Genomic DNA, 16,062 nt, shown 5'->3' on the forward strand with positions numbered 1-16,062 from the left:
GGCTACTTCACGAAGCCCTTCTTGACCATCCAGTCGTGGGCCACCTTGCCCGCGTCCTGGCCGTCGACGTCGACCTGCTTGCAGAGCTGGACCATCTGCTCGTTGTCGATCGCCGCGCTGATCTTCTCCAGCGGACCGCGGATGTCCGGGTGCGCCTTGACGAAGTCCGTGCGCAGCGTCGCGACCGCGTTGTACTGCGGGAACGCCTTCTTGTCGTCCTCGAGCACCCGCAGGTTGAGCCCGGAGATCCGGCCGTCGGTGGTGAACACCTCGCCGACCGGGCACGTGCCGCCCGCGACCGCCGAGTAGATCGTGCCGATGCCGAAGTTCTCGATCTTCGGGTTCTGGAAGCCGTAGGCCTTCACCGCGGCCGGGAACCCGTCCTGGCGGCTGGTGAACTCCGTCTCCAGGCAGAACACCGCCTGGTCCGGCTTCTGCTTGATGAACGCCGCGAGGTCCGACGTCGTCTTCAGGTTGTTCTGCGCGCCGTACGCCTCGGTGACGGCGAAGGCGTACTGGTCGTTGAGCGGCGAGTAGTTCAGCCAGGTGACGCCGAACTTCTCCTCGTCGGCCTTGGCCGTCGCCTCGTACTGGGCCTTCTCGCCGCCGGGCACCGGAAGCTCGTTGCCCTGGTAGTTGATCCAGCCCGTGCCGGTGTACTCCCAGGTGACATCGGTCTGCCCGGAGAGCAGCGCCTGCCGCGACGAGTTGGACCCCTTGATGTCCGACAGGTCGACGACGTCGGCGCCCGACGCGGTCAGGGCCATCTCGGCCATGTACGCCAGGATGATGTTCTCGGTGAAGTCCTTCGACCCCACCGTGACCTTCAGGCCCTGCAGCGACGGGATCGGCTGGATCGTGCCCGGCTGGATGTCGTAGGGCACGGCCTGGTTGACCGTCAGCCCGCACGCCGAGAGCGTCGCGCCCAGCACCGCCGCGCCGAAGACTGCCGTTATGCGCCGGAATTTCATCGCAGCCCCTTCGGTCCGAAGAACTGTTCGGCGACCGCGCCGAGCCAGTCGACCAGCAGCGCGAGCGCCACGGCCAGCACCGAACCGGTGACCAGCACCGAGGTCAGGTTCAGCTTGTACCCGGTGTCGATGAGCAGCCCGAACCCGCCGGCGTTGACGAACATGCCGAACGTCGCGGTGCCGACCGCCAGCACCAGCGAGGTGCGCAGGCCGGCCAGGATCAGCGGGACGGCCAGCGGCATCTCGACGCGGAACAGCACCGCGGTCGCCGACATCCCGATGCCGCGGCCCGCGTCGATCAGCGACTCGTCGACCTGCTGGATGCCGACCATCGTGTTCCGCAGCACCGGCAGCAGCGAGTAGAAGGCCAGCGGCAGCGCCGCCACCCACAGCCCGCCGGTCGCGCCGGTGACGATGAACCACAGCACCAGCACGCCGAGCGCGGGCGCGGCCTGGCCGATGTTCGCGATCGCCAGGAAGATCGGCGCGAGGAACCGCGCCCACGGCCGCGTCACGATCACCCCGAGCGGCACCGCGACCAGTACGACGATCGCGGTCACCACCAGCGTCATCAGGACGTGGTCACCCAGCGCCGTGAACAGCGAAGAGGCGTTGAGCGTCTCCTTCTCGGTCGCGGTCAGGCCGCTCGAGAACACCCAGATCAGGGTCACGGCGACGATCACCAGCACCACGGCGGGCTGCGCGAACAGCCGGACGCGTTCCGCGCGCTTGGAGCCGGACTCGGTGGAAAAACCGGTATCGACGGCAGCGGTCATGCGGACACCTCCTCGCCGTTCGTGTGCTCTTCACGCAGGTGCTGGATGGTCGCGATCACGGTGTCCAGCTGGATGGTGCCCGCGTACTCCCCGCGCGCACCGGTCACCGGCACCGAACCGCCCTCGGCGAGCATCGCCTCGAGCGCGTCCTGCAGCGTCGACTGCAGGCTGACGATGTCGCGCAGCGGCCGTCCGGCGGTCGCCAGTGACGACGCCGACGTCAGCTCGCGCACGTGCGCCCAGCGGATCGGCCGCTTGCGCTGGTCGAGGACCAGTGCGAAGTGCTTGCGCTGGTCTTCGAGCTTCTTGCGGACCTCGGCCGGGTCGTCGTCGACCGTCGCGGTCAGCGCGTCCTGCTGGAGCTCGACGTCGCGGACCCGCAGCAGCGTCAGCTGCTTCAGCGACGCGCCGGCGCCGACGAAGCCGGCGACCGTGTCGTTGGCCGGGTTCGCCAGGATCGCCTCGGGCGTGTCGTACTGCAGGATCGACGACTGGTTGCCCAGCACCGCGATCTTGTCGCCGAGCTTCACGGCCTCGTCGAAGTCGTGCGTGACGAAGACGATGGTCTTCTTCAGCTCCGTCTGCAGCCGCAGGAGCTCGTCCTGGAGGTTGCCGCGGGTGATCGGGTCGACCGCGCCGAACGGCTCGTCCATCAGCAGCACCGGCGGGTCGGCCGCCAGCGCGCGGGCGACGCCGACACGCTGCTGCTGACCGCCGGAGAGCTGCCGCGGGAAGCGGTCGCGGAAGTCGGACGCGTCGAGCCCGACCAGGTCCATCATCTCCTCGACCCGGTCGTTGACCTTCTGCTTGTCCCAGCCGAGCAGGCCCGGCACGACCCCGATGTTCTGCGCGACGGTGAAGTGCGGGAAGAGCCCGGCCTGCTGGATCGCGTAGCCGATCCGGCGGCGCAGGGTGTCGACGTCCAGCTTGAGCGCGTCGTCGCCGCCGATGGTGATCCGGCCGGACGTCGGCTCGATCAGCCGGTTGATCATCCGCATCGTGGTGGTCTTGCCGCAGCCGGACGGGCCGACGAAGACGACGATCTTGCCGGCGGGCACGACCATGGAGAAGTCGTCGACGGCGGCTTCGCGGGTCCCGGCGTACTTCTTGGTGACGTGCTCCAGTTCGATCTCGACGCCGGAGACGCCGTTTTCTTCGGTCACAGCGTTCTCAGCCACGGACACCCCTCGAGATGGTGAAGCGCTTGATCAGGACGTAGACGCCGTCGAGGATCAGGGCGAGGATGACGACCCCGACCGTGCCGGTGACGGCTTGGTTCAGGGAGTTCGTGCTCCCCGCGTTCGTGAGCCCGGAGAAGACCTCGGCGCCGAGGCCGGGGCCCTTCGCGTAGGCCGAGATCACCGCGATGCCCATCAGCATCTGCGTGGAGACCCGCATCCCGGTGAGGATCGCCGGCCAGGCCAGCCGCAGCTCGACCCGGGTCAGCACGCCGAACCGGCTCATCCCGATGCCGCGCGCGGCATCGGTGATCGCGGGGTCGACGCCGTCGAGTCCCACGATGGTGTTACGGACGATCGGCAGGAGGCCGTAGAGCACCAGCGCGATGACAGCGGTCGTCGGACCGAGCCCGGAGATCGGGATCAGCAGCCCCAGGAGGGCGAAGGACGGCACCGTCAGGATCGTGCTGGCCAGTGCGGTGGCGAGCGCCGAACCGATCGGGCTGCGGTAGACCGCCACCCCGATCAGCACGCCGAGCACCGCCGCGAGGATCGTGCACTGCACCACCAGGCTGGTGTGCAGGTAGGCCTCCAACCACAACTTGCTCGCCCGGTCCGAGATGTACTCGAAGAGATTCATCCGTGTCCGCACTCCCGCCCGCGTCCGTGAGGCTTCACCCGAACGGGCTAGCTCCTGACCGACGGCTCAGTACCCACCGTGCGCCGAAGCCAAACCCCCGTTCCAGGCCTCATTGATTCCGACACCGTTCCGTATCCGGACGTGATCGGCAACAAAAAGCCGATTTTTCAGGGTTTCGGGTGGCGGAGCCCCCGGCCCGGGGCGGAGACCCGGCGACGACAGCGTTGAACCGATGCCGATCGGGAGCCGTGAACTCCACGTGTGCTCAGTTGACGGGATCACCAAATCACCCGTCGGGGAGTCGCTTAGAGTGTTCGCCATGAGCACTTCAGGACGGCGTCCCGCCGTGCTGGGTGCTACTCGTGGCGTGTTGCTCGCGGTGACCGCGGGTGCGCTCACCGTCACCGCGCACCGGCTCGCCGACGGCGGGCTGCCGGATCCGGCGATGACCGTGCTGCTCAGCGGCCTGTTCGGCTGGACGGCGACCGCGCTGGCCCGCAAGGCCCGCGGCCCGCTCGCCACCATCGGCCTGCTGGGCGCGGCCCAGCTCGTGATGCACCTGCTGCTCACGACGCTCGCCGGGCACCACGACATGTACGCCATGCCGGGCACCGAGAGCCTCGGCATGGTCACCGCGCACGCCGTCGCGACCGTGGTCACGGCGCTGCTGCTCGCTCGCGCGGACGAGACGCTGGTCGCCCTGCTGGCCGCGTTGCGGGCGATCCTGCCGCGGCTGCTCGGCCCGGTGCCGGTGCCGGTCGCGGCCGCCTCCATCGTCCCGGCCCGCACCGCGGCGCCGAGCCACCTCGTCGGCGTCGACCTGCGCCGGATTCGCGGGCGGCGCGGCCCGCCCACCCACTCCTGAACCGAGCTTCTTCCCCCGCACCAGCGAACCCCCGAGTTCGCTGTCCCCTTTTGAGTTCATCAGGAGTGAACGCATGTCCCAGCACGTCTTCAAGCGCGCCGGTTTCCTCGCCGCCACCATCGGTGTCGCCGGCCTCCTCGGCACCGGCGTCGCCTCCGCGCACGTCACCGCCAACGTCTACGGCGCCCAGCCGACGAAGGGCGGTTACGCGGCGATCGTGTTCCGCGTGCCGAGCGAAGAGCCGACGACCATGACCACCAAGGTCGCCGTCGACTTCAAGGCGGACTACGGCATCGGCTCGGTGCGCACCAAGCCGGTGCCCGGCTGGACCGCGAACGTGACCAAGTCGAAGCTGCCGACCCCGATCACCAAGGACAACGGCACGCAGATCACCGAGGCCGTCACCGCGGTGACGTGGACCGCGGCGCCGGGCAGCGAGCTCAAGTCCACCGACTACCAGGAGTTCGAGGTCAGCTTCGGCCCGCTGCCGTCCAACGTGGACGAGGTCGAGTTCCCGGCCCACCAGACCTACAGCGACGGCAAGGTCGTCGACTGGAACCAGCCGACCCCGGCCGGTGGCGAAGAGCCGGAGCACCCGGCGCCGGCCGTCAAGCTGGCCGCGAAGGCCGCCGACGGCGACGAGCACGCCGGCATGGGCGCGAACACCGCGGCGACCACCGGCGAGCACACTGAAGCCGCGGCGTCGTCGACGTCGGACAGCACCGCGCGCTGGCTCGGCGGGGCCGGCCTGCTCGTGGGCGCGATCGGTCTCGGTGTCGGGGCCGGCGCGACGATCCGGGCCCGCAAGGCCACCGCGAAGCCGGGAGGCGCCAGCTAAATGCGGAAAGCCCTCGTGGCGCTGGCGTTGACGGTGGTGGCCGTGCTCGGCACGGCCACCCCGGCGCTGGCGCACAACGTGCTGATCTCCGCGGACCCGGCGAACGGCTCGTCTGTCGCCGCCGGGCCGCAGAAGGTCAGCCTGACATTCGACCAGTACGTGCAGGGCGCGGACGTCAACCAGATCGCGGTGACCGGACCCGGCGGCGGCCAGTGGGCCGAGGGACCGATCAGCGTGGTGAACAACGTCATCAGCGCGCCACTGCGGCCGCTCGGACCGGCCGGGAAGTACACGATCGGCTACCGGGTGCTGTCCGCGGACGGCCACCCGGTGACCGGCGAGCTGACGTTCACCCTCACCGCCGCGGGCACCGGCACGCCGGCGACCGTGGACGCGGCGAAGTCGCCCGGCGGCTCCTCCTCGCAGGCGACGTCGCAGTCGTCGTCCACCGGAGTGCCGATCTGGGTGTGGATCGCCGGCGCGGTCGTCCTGCTGGCGATCGGGCTGGTCGTCGCACTGCGCTCGGGCGGCAAAGCCAGTCAAGAAAGCCAGTAGAGAAGAACTGAGAAGATGACTCAGGCCGAGACCACCACCAAGCCCCGCTACGTCACGTTGCTCTGCATGGTGACGGCGGGGCTGCTCGGCGCCCTCATCGGCGTCGCGCTCACCGCCAGCACCCCGGTCCCCGGCGTGGTGGAGCCCAGCGCGGTGGTCTCGGCCGGCATCCCGATCGTCCGCGTGCTGCTCGACCTGTCCGCGGTCACGACGATCGGGCTCGCGCTGCTGTCGGTGCTCGTCGGGTACGACCGGCCGAAGCTCACCGAGCCGATCATGCGGCTGGCCCGCCCGGCCGGCGTCGCGGCCGCGCTCATCTGGGCCACGACCGCCGTCGTCACGCTGATCCTGCAGACCGCGGAGTACAAGCCGGGCTCCTCGACGCTCACGGCGTCCGACATCGGCGAGTACATCGCGAACGTCGGTGCCGGGAAGGCGCTCGTCATCGTCGCCGTGCTGGCCCTGGCGCACGCCGGGATCGGCGCGCTCGCCCTGCGCTACGGCGAGAAGATTCCCGCCGAGGTCCGCGTCGGGCTCGGCCTGTTCGCGCTGCTGCCGCTGCCGGTCACCGGGCACGCGTCGAACTGGAGCTACCACGACTACACGATGATCTCGATGGAGCTGCACGTCATGAGCGCCGTCGCCTGGACCGGCGGCCTCGGCGCGATGGCCGTGCTGCTCGTCGCGAACCGGACGCTGCTGGCGCACGCGATGCCCCGGTTCTCGAAGCTGGCGACGCTCTGCCTGATCATCTCGGCGGCGACCGGCCTGTTCAACGGCCTCATCGAGATCTCGCTCAACCCGACCATCGGGTTCTGGGCGGCGATCTTCACGACGCCGTACGGGCAGCTGCTCATCCTCAAGCTCGCCTGCACCGGGGTGATCGCGCTGCTCGGCGCGAACGTCCGCTGGCGGCTGATGCCCCAGATCGTCCGGCACAACCGGACGGCGCTCGCCTCGTGGGCGACGCTCGAGCTGACCGTCATGGGATTGGCGTTCGGCTTCGCCGTCGTGCTCACGCGCGCACCGGTCGTCGCGTCTTGAACGCGCGCCAACGCAGGTAGAACCGATGTGGCGTCACGGCGTGTAGCTGCAACTTGCGCATTGGAATGACTGGGCATCCATTGGAGGTGACCGGTCGGGCAGAACTTTCTACCGTGAGCAGACGACATTCCGTAAGCGACGAACGGTCCTCCGCGGTCGTCGAATGCACGTGCAGGATGTGGCGCCGGTCACATGATGTGACAGCGTCCGCTCAGCGGTAACGCGTCCACCGGACGTCCGTCCGGCCGTGCCGGAGATCGTCCAACCGGCGGAAGAGCTCCGGCCGCACCTGGGGCCGGCTGCGCAGGATGGGCAGCACGCTGGTCGTCAGCTTCAGTTCGCGGATCCCCCGCAACACGACGAAACCGGGCCAGGACGTCACGTCGAAGCCGTAGGCCGCGGCGAACGTCCGGTACTGCACCGGCGGGTCCCCGAACCGCTCACGGCCGACGGCGAGCGGCGTCAGGTCCCATTCCGGCGGGCCGACGCACGAGGAGTCGAAGTCGCAGAGCACCGGCCCGTCCGGGCCCGGGATGACGTTGCCGGGGTACGCGTCGCCGTGGACCAGGCCCCGGGGCAGCGGGAACTCCAGGCCGGCCAGCGCGGCCTCGAGCTCGGCGCAGCGGTCCAGCAGGAACGCGCGATCGGCGGCGCTGATCTCTTCGGCGTCGGACACCCGGGCCCGCACGGCGGCGAACGGCGCCCACTCGGCGAGGCCGTCGGGCGCGGGGAGGGCGTGCACCTGGCTCAGCAGGCGGGCCAGGTCGGCCGGAGACGCCGACCGGCCGATGCTCGGCACCTGGTGCCACACGGTCACGAGGTGCTCGCCGACCGCCATCGGCTGCTCGACGCCGCCGAGCAGCCGGATCGCCGGGACGCCGTGCTCTTCGAAGTGGCGGGCGACGCTGACCACGGTCCCGACGCGGTGCCGGAGCCGGGTCGAACCGACGATCCGGACCACGACCGGGGCCGTGACCAGCGCGTACACCGCGTTGTTGGTGAACCGCAGCAGCCGCGCGCCGGTGGGGTCGAGGCCGAGCAGCGTGCAGGTCTCGGCCAGCACGCCGCGCAGCTTCTCCGGGGTGAACCGTCCGTCCAAGACGGTTCCGGCGTTACGCGGCGTAGAAAGCGTGGAGGCGATCGGCGAGGTCACGGGCGTCGGCGTTGTTGCGGCGGCGCTCGGCCTCTTCCTGCAGGGGCCGCATCCGGTCCTTCACGCGCTCGGACTTGATGCCCTCGGCGCAGTCGATGGCCTTGCCGCCGACCTTGGAACCGTGGTCGAGATCGCCGTCCAGCAGGTGGTTCGTGGCCAGCGCGCTCAGCATGAACGTCTTGGAGCGGGCCATCTCGTCGTCGTAGGAGTCGACGGCCCTGGTCAGCGCGGGGATCGCGAACTTGGTGTGCTCGGCGTTCTTCTGCGCGAGCACCGTGTGGACGGTGCCGACCATGGCGTAGACGTCGGTCTCGGTGAAGAACTTCACCCACGACTCGGCTTCGGCCAGGTTGGCGCGCTCGAACTCGTCCTTGCTCCGGCCGAGCAGCTTCACCGCCTGCTCCTCGTTGCCCATCATCGCGTAGGCCCAGGCCTCGTTCGCGCAGAGCACGGACACCGCCAGCTCGGAGCCCGATTCCTGGGCGGCGATCTGGCCGAGCTGGAACAGCTTCAGCGCGTCGTTCGGGGCGTCCTGGTGCAGGTAGACGCGGCCCATGCGGTAGAGCACGTTGGCCACCAGCGGGTGGTTCTCGCCCTGCTTGGCCAGGTCCAGCGCGTTCGCGAAGTGGCCGCGGGCGGAGTCCATCAGCCCGGTGTCGAACGACGTCCAGCCGGCCAGCGAGTGCAGGTCGGCGAGCGCCACGTAGAGCCGGTTCTTGACCAGGTCGGTGCCGTTGGACTCCAGCATCTGCTGGCCCCAGGACAGCTGCGCCACGACGGCGTCGCGGCAGAACCCGCCGCCGTACTGGTAGTCCAGGGCGCGTAGCGCGCGCGTCGCGGCTTCCACCTGGCGCACGTCGGTCATCCCGATGCGCCCGGGAGCGGGCGTTCGCGCCGGTCCCGCCGACCACGTGCCCGATTCCGGACCGAACACCGCCGCACCCATCGTGACCTGGGCGGCGTGCGCGAGGAACCTCCGTCGCTTCACGGACTCGTCCTCCTCAGCCTGCTGGCCGTCGGCGGAGCCGACGACGCGTATCGCCGTGGCCTCGTCGTAGGCGAGGCCCATGTATCCACGCGGGACACCCAGGCCGTCGGCGATCCTGGTGAGGACGTCGTAGGCCATGACCTGGCGACCCTTGAGGATCTCCGACACCTCGGACTGGGACTGGCCGGTCATCGCGGCGATCTGGCGCTGCGAGACACCGTGCTTGCGAAGGAGCCGGTAGACGGCGCTGATCTCACGGGCGGCGAGCGCAGCTCTCATCTCGGGCTGCTCCCACGCGTCAGCGGGAACGGCGTGGCTCTGCCGGGCATCGGCACTGCCACCGTTACTGGCGTCCATCGCGCCCCCTCCACTGTCCGGTCGGGCGTCTGTGAATCAGCGTAAGCAAAGCTGCCGAACCTTGTGAACCAGGCGAACTGCGGCCTGATCGGTCCGGGCGAAGTCCGTTGACCGCTTACCGTGGAACCGAGTCCGGTCACCGCTATGACGCCATTTCGACCTTCTATCGCACCCGGTTTCACCTCACTGTAGTTGTCAGATCTCCGTCACCGCCCGGACACCGGTTGCGATCACGGAGAGCTACGAAAACCGCAGCGCTGTGACAACGCGAAGACGAAGCGATGTCGCAGAAGGCAGTTTCGAAGAGGACGACAGAGCGGAGAAGGGCGTGGAGTTCGTGGACTCGTTCGCAGGGGGACATGTCGGTACGGCCACTCGTGCCGTGCGGCCGGCGGTCTCTCCCATCTCCCCTGTCCGTCCGGTCACCCCCGCCGCCGCGGTGGACCCCCGCACCGCGGCCGTCCGCCACTACGAAGGCGGCCAGCTCGTGTGGCGGGTGCAGTGCGGAGACCTCATCGAGCGCGAACGCGCGGTGACGGTCTTCGTCGAGGACAACCAGGTGGTACTGGTCTCGCCCCCCGGCGAGACCGCGCGGTTGACGTCCGGCCAGCTCGGACAGCTGCGCGCCGCGCTCAACGAAGCCGCCAAGATGGCGGAAAGGTAACGGTGAGCTGATCATGGATCAGGTACTCGGGCAGGTCCTCCGCAATGCGGTCTGGGAGCGCCTCGACATGCTGACCGACCTGGCGAACCGCGCCGACGCCCAGTCGCTCGTCTCGGTCGCGCGCTCCGAACTCCCCCGTCTCACGGAGGCGTGGCGCGCGATGCTGAAGATGCACGAGCCCGACGAGCGCGGCGACTGCCCCACCTGCTCGACCCGGTGGCACCGCTGCAAGGCGCCGTGCTCGGTCTGGCAGGTCGCGCACGAGCACCTGGTGGCCGGCGGCCTCGCCCCGCAGCAGGCCTCGACGGCCCGTGGGCTGCAGGGCCGGCGCACGAGCCCGGTGCCGACGCAGGGCCGTCCGGTGCCCGCCCCGTCCGCGGCCGAGACCACCGGGCGACACGCCCTGGTGAACCCGCGCCGCGCGCTCACCGCCTGATCCACCCCGGTCCGGGAGCGCGGCCGGCCGATCGCCCCATCGGACCCGCGCCCGCTCTCGCCTTGGCCGGGGACTGTTTCGCCCGCACCCCCGAGCAGCGCGAACCAGTCCCCGGCCAACCTCCCGGTCCCCATCGCGATTAATCGAAAAAATTACGCGTTAGCCCTAGCCCGGGCGGTAATCGCCCGCTAGATTGATCATCAAGCGCAGCGTGATCATGGAGTTGGTCCGCAGCGCGCCCGCCCCACACGTGCGGCCCCGAATTCCGCGGGCCGGTGCCGTTGCACTCCCCTCCCCCGACCGGCACCGGCCCGCGGTTCCACGTCTGCGTCCGGTCGCTAACGGACCGCCTTCACCCGCAGGACCAGCACCGCGGCCAGCAGCGTCGCGACGGCCGAAGCGGCGAAGAGCCCGGAATAGCCACCGAGGTACGCGAGCACCAGCGGCGTCAGCAGCGGGGCGACCACCTGCGGCAGCGAGTTCGCGATGTTGATGACGCCCAGGTCCTTCGCGCGGTCCTGCGCCGTCGGCAGCACCTGCGTCAGCATCGCGAGCGCGACGGCCATGTACGCACCGAAACCGACGCCCAGCAGCGGCGACGCGGCGAGCGCGACCGGCCAGCTCTGCCAGATCACCAGCAGCAAAGCGGCCAGCGCCATCACACCGGAGGCCGCAAGGACGTACGGCTTACGCCGTCCGGACTTGTCGGAGAAGTGCCCGGCGAGCACGGCACCGATCACGAGCGCCACGCCGTAGAGCCCCATCATGATCAACAGGCCCGTGTCGGGGTCCGGGTAGTGCACCGCGTCCTTGAGGAAGAACAGCAAGTAGAGCGTCCCGAACGCGTTGCCGAGGTTGATCATGAAGTGGCACGACCAGGCCCACGCGAAGTCCGGGTGCCGCCGCGGCGAGACCCAGAGGTTGCGCAGCACCTCACCGGCCGCCGACGACGGGCGGTGCTCGACCGGCAGCCGCGCGTCCGGCGTCCGGAGCACGAAGAACGCGGCCCCGACCAGGACGATCCCCGCGCAGACCGCGTAGGCCAGCGGGATCCCGGCGATGCCGAGCATCACGACGACCACCACCGCGCCCAGCACCGTGCCGAGCATCTGCGCGATGCCGACCAGCCCGCCGACCTGCGCGCGCTGCCCGACCGGCACCCGGTCGGCGATGGCGGACATCAGGGTGGCGAGCATGCCGTTGAGCCCGGCCTGCACCAGGCACCAGCCGGCGATCAGCAGCGCGACGTTCGGCGCGAACCCCAGCACCAGCAGGCCCACCGCGGCGACGACCGCGCCGACGACCGTCCACGGGTGGCGACGGCCGAAGCGCGAGCACGTCCGGTCCGACAGCAGCCCGACCGCCGGGTTGACGATCAGGGCCACGACCGCGCCGGCACCCATCACGATGCCGAGCACGAACTCCTTGTTCACCTGGTCGAGCAGCTCCGCCTGCTGCGGCAGCAGCACCTGGATGGGCGCGTAGATCCCCAGCCAGAGCGCGATGTTCGCGAAGAACAGCAGGCTCATCCAGCCGGGCCGCACCCGCACGACGGGCTCGGCGAGGGCTTCGGGCAGGCCCGTGGCCTCGGTCGTCTCACTGCTCATCCCGCACCAGCTTCCGGTACCAGTGGAACGAGTCCTTCGGCGTGCGCCGAAGGGTCTCGTAGTCGACGTGCACCAGGCCGAAGCGCGGCGCGTAGCCCTTGGACCACTCGAAATTGTCCATCAGGGACCAGCAGAAGTACCCCCGGACGTCGACTCCGGCGTCCATCGCCTCGCGCACCGCGACGAGGTGACTGTGCAGGAAGTCGATCCGCTCGGGGTCGTGCACGCCGCCGTCCTCGGCGACGACGTCGGCGAAGCTGCAGCCGTTCTCGGTGATCTGGATCGGCGGCAGCTTGTCGCGGTAGCGCCGGTGGAAGTCCAGCAGCAGCTCACGCAGGGCGTGCGGGACGATCGGCGAGTCGTTGGTCGTCATCGGGTAGCCCTCGATCGGCCGGAGGTCGAACGGCAGCGGGTTGCCCGGGCTGGGTTTCGCGACGCCTTGGGGCTCGTAGTAGTTGACGCCGTAGAAGTCGAGCGGCTGCGCGATCGTCGGCAGGTCGTCGGCGAACCCCGCGGGCAGGTGCTCGTGGAGCTGCTCGGGGTAGGTGCCGACCAGAACGGGATCCGCGAAGAGCCGGTTGAGCAGCGCGTCGAGCCACACCGCGGCCGCGTCGTCCTCCAGACTGTCGTCGACCGGCCAGATCGGCGAGTGGTTGTTGGCCGTGCCGATGTTCGTGGCGCCGGCCGCGCGCAGCGCCTGGACGGCGAGGCCGTGCGCGAGGTTCTGGTGGTGCGCGGTCGGGATGGCGTCGAGCAGGAGGGTCTTTCCGGGTGCGTACTCGCCGATCGCGTAACCGAAGATGGACATCACCATCGGCTCGTTCAACGGGATCCACAGCTTCACCCGATCGGCGAAACGTTCGCCGAGGATGTGGGCGTACTCGGCGAAGCGCCCAGCGGTCCCCCGGGCGAGCCAGCCGCCTTCGTCTTCGACGGCCTGCGGGGTGTCCCAGTGGTAGAGCGTGACGGCGGGCGCGATGCCGGCCTCGCACACGGCGTCGATGAGCTTGTCGTAGAACCCGAGCCCCTCGGCGTTGGGCGCGCCTTTCCCGTCGGGCTGGATCCGGGGCCAGGCGATGGACATCCGGTAGGCACCGACGCCGAGTTCCGCCATCAGCGCGATGTCTTCGGGGTAGCGGTGGTAGTGGTCGGCGGCTACGTTTGCCTCTTCACCGCGAGCGATCTTGCCTTCCGTCGCGGTGAACGTGTCCCAGATGGACGGACCGCGCCCGCCTTCGGTGGTGGCGCCTTCGATCTGGAACGCCGAAGTCGAAACACCCCAAAGGAAGTCTGGCGGGAAGTTCGGGTTCTGCACCGGCTGCTGACCCCTTCGTCAGGCCACCCGTACGGGTGAACATGAAAAGTTCTCATATACTAGGTCTTCACTCGTCCGTGGGGAAGCCCGTCGGCGCGATAAAGTCCCAGATCAGACGAGGAGGAGTGCCGTGTCCGACATCCAGGCCGCGAAGGTGCCGGCAGAAGCGACCCCCCTACGCCGGCAGCCGGTCCAGCAACGCAGCGCGAAACGGGTCGAGCAGATGCTCGACGCGAGCGCGGCGCTGATCGACGAGCTCGGCTACGACGCCCTGACGACCACCCTGATAGCCAAACGAGCAGGGGTCGCCGTCGGTTCGCTGTACCAGTTCTTCCCCGACAAGCGCGCGGTCGTGCAAGCGCTCACCGCCCGGAACCTCGAACGGTTCGTCGGCGCGGTCAACGAGCGCCTCAACCAGCTCGGCCCGGAACACTGGTGGGACGTCGTCGACTCGATCCTCGACATCTACCTGGAGATGCACCGCTCGGTGCCCGGCTTTTCGAAGGTCCACTTCGGCGACATCATCGACCGCCAGCTGCTGGACGAGACCCGCGACAACAACGCGGTGATCGTCGACTCCCTGACGGACCTCCTGGCCTCCCAGGTCGACCGCCCGGTGGAGGACCTCCGCTTCGCGATCACGATCGCCAACGAGGTCGCGGACGCACTCCTGAAGCTGGCCTTCCGCAAGGAACCGAGCGGCGACGAGAAGTTCGTTGCCGAGGCGAAGTACGTGGTGAAGGGGTACTTGGCGGCCCGGTTCGGGGAGAAGTCCTAGCTGTCCACAGAAGTTGTCCACAGGCTTCCCCAGTTGTGGACAACCCTGGGGTTTCGCCCGCTTTCGGCCGGGTCTGTCCGGGGGCGCCGATAGACTGGACGTGGGGACGCCCCCCTTGGGAGTGGTGGGGGCTGCTTTCCGGGCGGGGGTGCTGGCCGGGGGCTTGGTTCGCCCGTCCGGGGTTGGGGACAACGCCCGGAGGCGGGGGCGTTTCGGTGGGGAAATCGGTGTTCGTGTGCACGGACGTGGTGGGGGCTTGCTGCTGGTCGCGGGGGCGGTCGCCGGTAGTCCGCAGGGTTGGTTGCGGTTGTCGGTTGCGGCGACGGTTTGGCGGTCGGGCGCGGCAGTCTGATGCAGCGGCGGCTTGGCGGTCACCCTCGCGCAGCGGCCGGTCGCAGCGGCGGTTGGCGGTCACCCGCGGCAGTCCGATGCGGCGACGGTTCGGCGGTCACCCACGGCAGACCGCTGCCGTGGCGGCTCGGCGGTCACTCGCAGCGGTCGGGTCGCGGCGGTCGGGTCGCGGCGACGATTCGGCGGTCACCCCGCAGCGGTCGGTTGCGGGGATGGCGGCGTCCAGGGCCCGACCCCCCGATGGCTGTTCGTCGCGCGAAGCAGCCCGGGCTCCCGGAACCCGAGTGGCTCAGCCGAAGTTCTGGTGCTCTCCCCGGTATGTCGGGACCGTGCGCTCCACCCGGTCACCCAGTACCAGGTGGTAGTGCGTGAAGCGCTCCGCCAGTTCGCCCGCCTTCGCGTGGCGCAGCCACACCCGGTCGCCCAGTTGCAGGGTTCGGGCGGCTCGGCCTGTCACCGGGGTCTGGACCTCTCCGGCGCCTTCGAAGCCGAGGAACTTCAAGCCCGTCGGGAGGTACGGCTTCGGCTGGCGTGATGGGCCCGTCGGGCCCGAGGCGATGTAGCCGCCGGAGTACAGGGTGGCGATCTTGCGTGTGGGGCGGCGGACCACCGGGAGCGCGAACAGCGCCGCCGGGCGGGGGTGGAAGCGGGTGTACGCGTCGAAGAGCGTTGGGCCGATCAGGCCTGAGCCCGCGGCGATCTCCGTGACCACGGCGTCCGCGCCCGTCGACTCGATGCTGCCGGTGCCGCCGCCGTTGACGAACTCCAGGTTCGCCACCTCGCGGACCGCGCGGACCACCGCGCCGCGGCGGCGGGCCAGTTCGGCCGCTGACCGGCGTTGCATCCAGCCGATCACCAGCTGGTTCGCGCGACGACCAGCCGCGTCGCCCAGGCCGGCGATCTGGCCTTCGTAGGCCATGACGCCGACCAGCCGGAAGCCGGCGCGCGCCACGATCTGGCGGGCGAACGTCGAGGCCTGCTTCGGCGTGAAGATCGGGGACCGCCGGGTGCCGACGTGGAGTCCCGGGACCGGGCGCCACGACGCGTCCAGTTCGAGGCAGACGCGGATTTCCGGGTGGCCGTGGCCGAGGGCGGCGTCCACCAGGTCCAGGTGCTCGGGCGAGTCGACCATGATCGTGATCGCCGCGCGGGCACGCTCTGACGCGGCCAGGCGGCGGAGGGCGTCGTGGTCGGCTGTCGGGTAGGCGACGACGACGTCGTCGGTCGTGCCCTGCTCGACGTGCCAGATGGCCTCGGCCAGCGAGTAGCACATCAGGCCTTCGAAGCCCGGCATCGCGAGCACGCGCTCCAACAACGCCCGGCAGCGGACCGACTTGCTCACGACGCGGATGGGCTTGCCGCCCGCGCGTCGGTGGAGGTCGTCGGCGTTCGCGTCGAAGGCAGCCAAGTCGACGACGGCCAAGGGTGGATCGAGGTCCTTGGTCGCCAAGTCGTACACCGTCGCACTGGTCACGAGGTCTAAAGTACGACAACAAAGCTTGAAACGCGAATACTATTCACTTACTGTCTCGGACATTCGACCGAT

At 69.7% G+C, this 16,062-nt stretch carries 16 protein-coding genes; 7 read left to right on the forward strand and 9 right to left on the reverse strand.

The annotated features are described in order from the left end of the window. Nucleotides 1-2 precede the first annotated feature (2 nt). Genes OG570_RS10735 through OG570_RS10750 form a run of 4 tightly spaced genes read right to left on the reverse strand, consistent with a single transcriptional unit; the run spans nucleotide 3 to nucleotide 3,565 of the window. A complete protein-coding gene (locus tag OG570_RS10735) occupies nucleotides 3-971 on the reverse strand; it encodes a glycine betaine ABC transporter substrate-binding protein (RefSeq protein ID WP_326945504.1) in 969 nt (322 codons plus the stop codon). Continuing rightward, complete coding sequence (locus tag OG570_RS10740; RefSeq protein WP_326945503.1) at nucleotides 968-1,747, reverse strand: ABC transporter permease; 780 nt, start codon at nucleotides 1,745-1,747, stop codon at nucleotides 968-970. Before OG570_RS10740 ends, OG570_RS10735 begins: the two co-directional genes overlap by 4 nt. Beyond that, nucleotides 1,744-2,931 carry an ABC transporter ATP-binding protein gene (locus OG570_RS10745; protein ID WP_326945502.1) on the reverse strand — a complete coding sequence of 396 codons (1,188 nt, stop codon included), beginning with the start codon at nucleotides 2,929-2,931 and terminating at the stop codon, nucleotides 1,744-1,746. The genes OG570_RS10740 and OG570_RS10745 overlap by 4 nt, the downstream gene beginning before the upstream one ends. Next, nucleotides 2,918-3,565 carry an ABC transporter permease gene (locus tag OG570_RS10750; RefSeq protein ID WP_247059756.1) on the reverse strand — a complete coding sequence of 216 codons (648 nt, stop codon included), beginning with the start codon at nucleotides 3,563-3,565 and terminating at the stop codon, nucleotides 2,918-2,920. Before OG570_RS10750 ends, OG570_RS10745 begins: the two co-directional genes overlap by 14 nt. Nucleotides 3,566-3,935: 370 nt before the next feature. Between OG570_RS10750 and OG570_RS10755 the strand changes: the two genes are divergently transcribed. The 4 genes from OG570_RS10755 (at nucleotide 3,936) to OG570_RS10770 (ending at nucleotide 6,867) form a co-directional block, all read left to right on the forward strand. Further along, nucleotides 3,936-4,430, forward strand: coding sequence for a hypothetical protein (locus OG570_RS10755; RefSeq protein WP_326959973.1), 495 nt, complete (start codon nucleotides 3,936-3,938; stop codon nucleotides 4,428-4,430). Between the two features lie 73 nt (nucleotides 4,431-4,503). Beyond that, nucleotides 4,504-5,268, forward strand: coding sequence for a YcnI family copper-binding membrane protein (locus tag OG570_RS10760; RefSeq protein ID WP_326956409.1), 765 nt, complete (start codon nucleotides 4,504-4,506; stop codon nucleotides 5,266-5,268). Further along, nucleotides 5,269-5,823, forward strand: a complete 555-nt coding sequence (locus tag OG570_RS10765; RefSeq protein ID WP_326956410.1) for a copper resistance CopC family protein — start codon at nucleotides 5,269-5,271, stop codon at nucleotides 5,821-5,823. A 15-nt stretch (nucleotides 5,824-5,838) separates the two neighbouring features. Next, nucleotides 5,839-6,867 carry a copper resistance D family protein gene (locus OG570_RS10770; protein ID WP_326956411.1) on the forward strand — a complete coding sequence of 343 codons (1,029 nt, stop codon included), beginning with the start codon at nucleotides 5,839-5,841 and terminating at the stop codon, nucleotides 6,865-6,867. A gap of 211 nt (nucleotides 6,868-7,078) precedes the next feature. Here OG570_RS10770 and OG570_RS10775 read toward each other — a convergent pair whose 3' ends face one another. Together OG570_RS10775 and OG570_RS10780 are read right to left on the reverse strand one after the other, a co-directional pair. Continuing rightward, a complete protein-coding gene (locus OG570_RS10775) occupies nucleotides 7,079-7,966 on the reverse strand; it encodes a phosphotransferase family protein (RefSeq protein WP_326956412.1) in 888 nt (295 codons plus the stop codon). A 13-nt stretch (nucleotides 7,967-7,979) separates the two neighbouring features. Further along, nucleotides 7,980-9,365: a helix-turn-helix transcriptional regulator gene (locus OG570_RS10780; RefSeq protein ID WP_247059750.1), complete on the reverse strand. Its 1,386-nt coding sequence runs from the start codon at nucleotides 9,363-9,365 to the stop codon at nucleotides 7,980-7,982. A 328-nt stretch (nucleotides 9,366-9,693) separates the two neighbouring features. Here OG570_RS10780 and OG570_RS10785 point away from each other — a divergent pair, with 328 nt between their 5' ends. Next, nucleotides 9,694-10,029, forward strand: a complete 336-nt coding sequence (locus OG570_RS10785) for a hypothetical protein (RefSeq protein WP_247059747.1) — start codon at nucleotides 9,694-9,696, stop codon at nucleotides 10,027-10,029. A gap of 13 nt (nucleotides 10,030-10,042) precedes the next feature. After that, nucleotides 10,043-10,465, forward strand: coding sequence for a hypothetical protein (locus OG570_RS10790; protein WP_326956413.1), 423 nt, complete (start codon nucleotides 10,043-10,045; stop codon nucleotides 10,463-10,465). 338 nt (nucleotides 10,466-10,803) lie between these two features. Here the strand turns inward: OG570_RS10790 and OG570_RS10795 are convergent, their stop codons facing one another. Continuing rightward, nucleotides 10,804-12,072, reverse strand: coding sequence for an MFS transporter (locus OG570_RS10795; protein WP_326945496.1), 1,269 nt, complete (start codon nucleotides 12,070-12,072; stop codon nucleotides 10,804-10,806). Beyond that, nucleotides 12,062-13,387 (reverse strand): GH1 family beta-glucosidase, encoded by a 1,326-nt coding sequence (locus OG570_RS10800; protein WP_326956414.1) that lies wholly within the window; start codon nucleotides 13,385-13,387, stop codon nucleotides 12,062-12,064. The genes OG570_RS10795 and OG570_RS10800 overlap by 11 nt, the downstream gene beginning before the upstream one ends. Before the next feature lie 130 nt (nucleotides 13,388-13,517). On the opposite strand from OG570_RS10800, the gene OG570_RS10805 reads away from it, so the two are divergent. After that, the gene (locus OG570_RS10805; protein ID WP_247059740.1) at nucleotides 13,518-14,165 is read left to right on the forward strand and encodes a TetR/AcrR family transcriptional regulator; all 648 of its coding nucleotides are present in this window, start codon (nucleotides 13,518-13,520) and stop codon (nucleotides 14,163-14,165) included. Nucleotides 14,166-14,805: 640 nt separating this feature from the next. Here OG570_RS10805 and OG570_RS10810 read toward each other — a convergent pair. Continuing rightward, a complete protein-coding gene (locus OG570_RS10810) occupies nucleotides 14,806-15,990 on the reverse strand; it encodes an amino acid deaminase/aldolase (protein ID WP_326945494.1) in 1,185 nt (394 codons plus the stop codon). Nucleotides 15,991-16,062 lie beyond the last annotated feature (72 nt).

The organism is Amycolatopsis sp. NBC_01286 (assembly GCF_035982555.1).
Lineage (GTDB): Bacteria > Actinomycetota > Actinomycetes > Mycobacteriales > Pseudonocardiaceae > Amycolatopsis.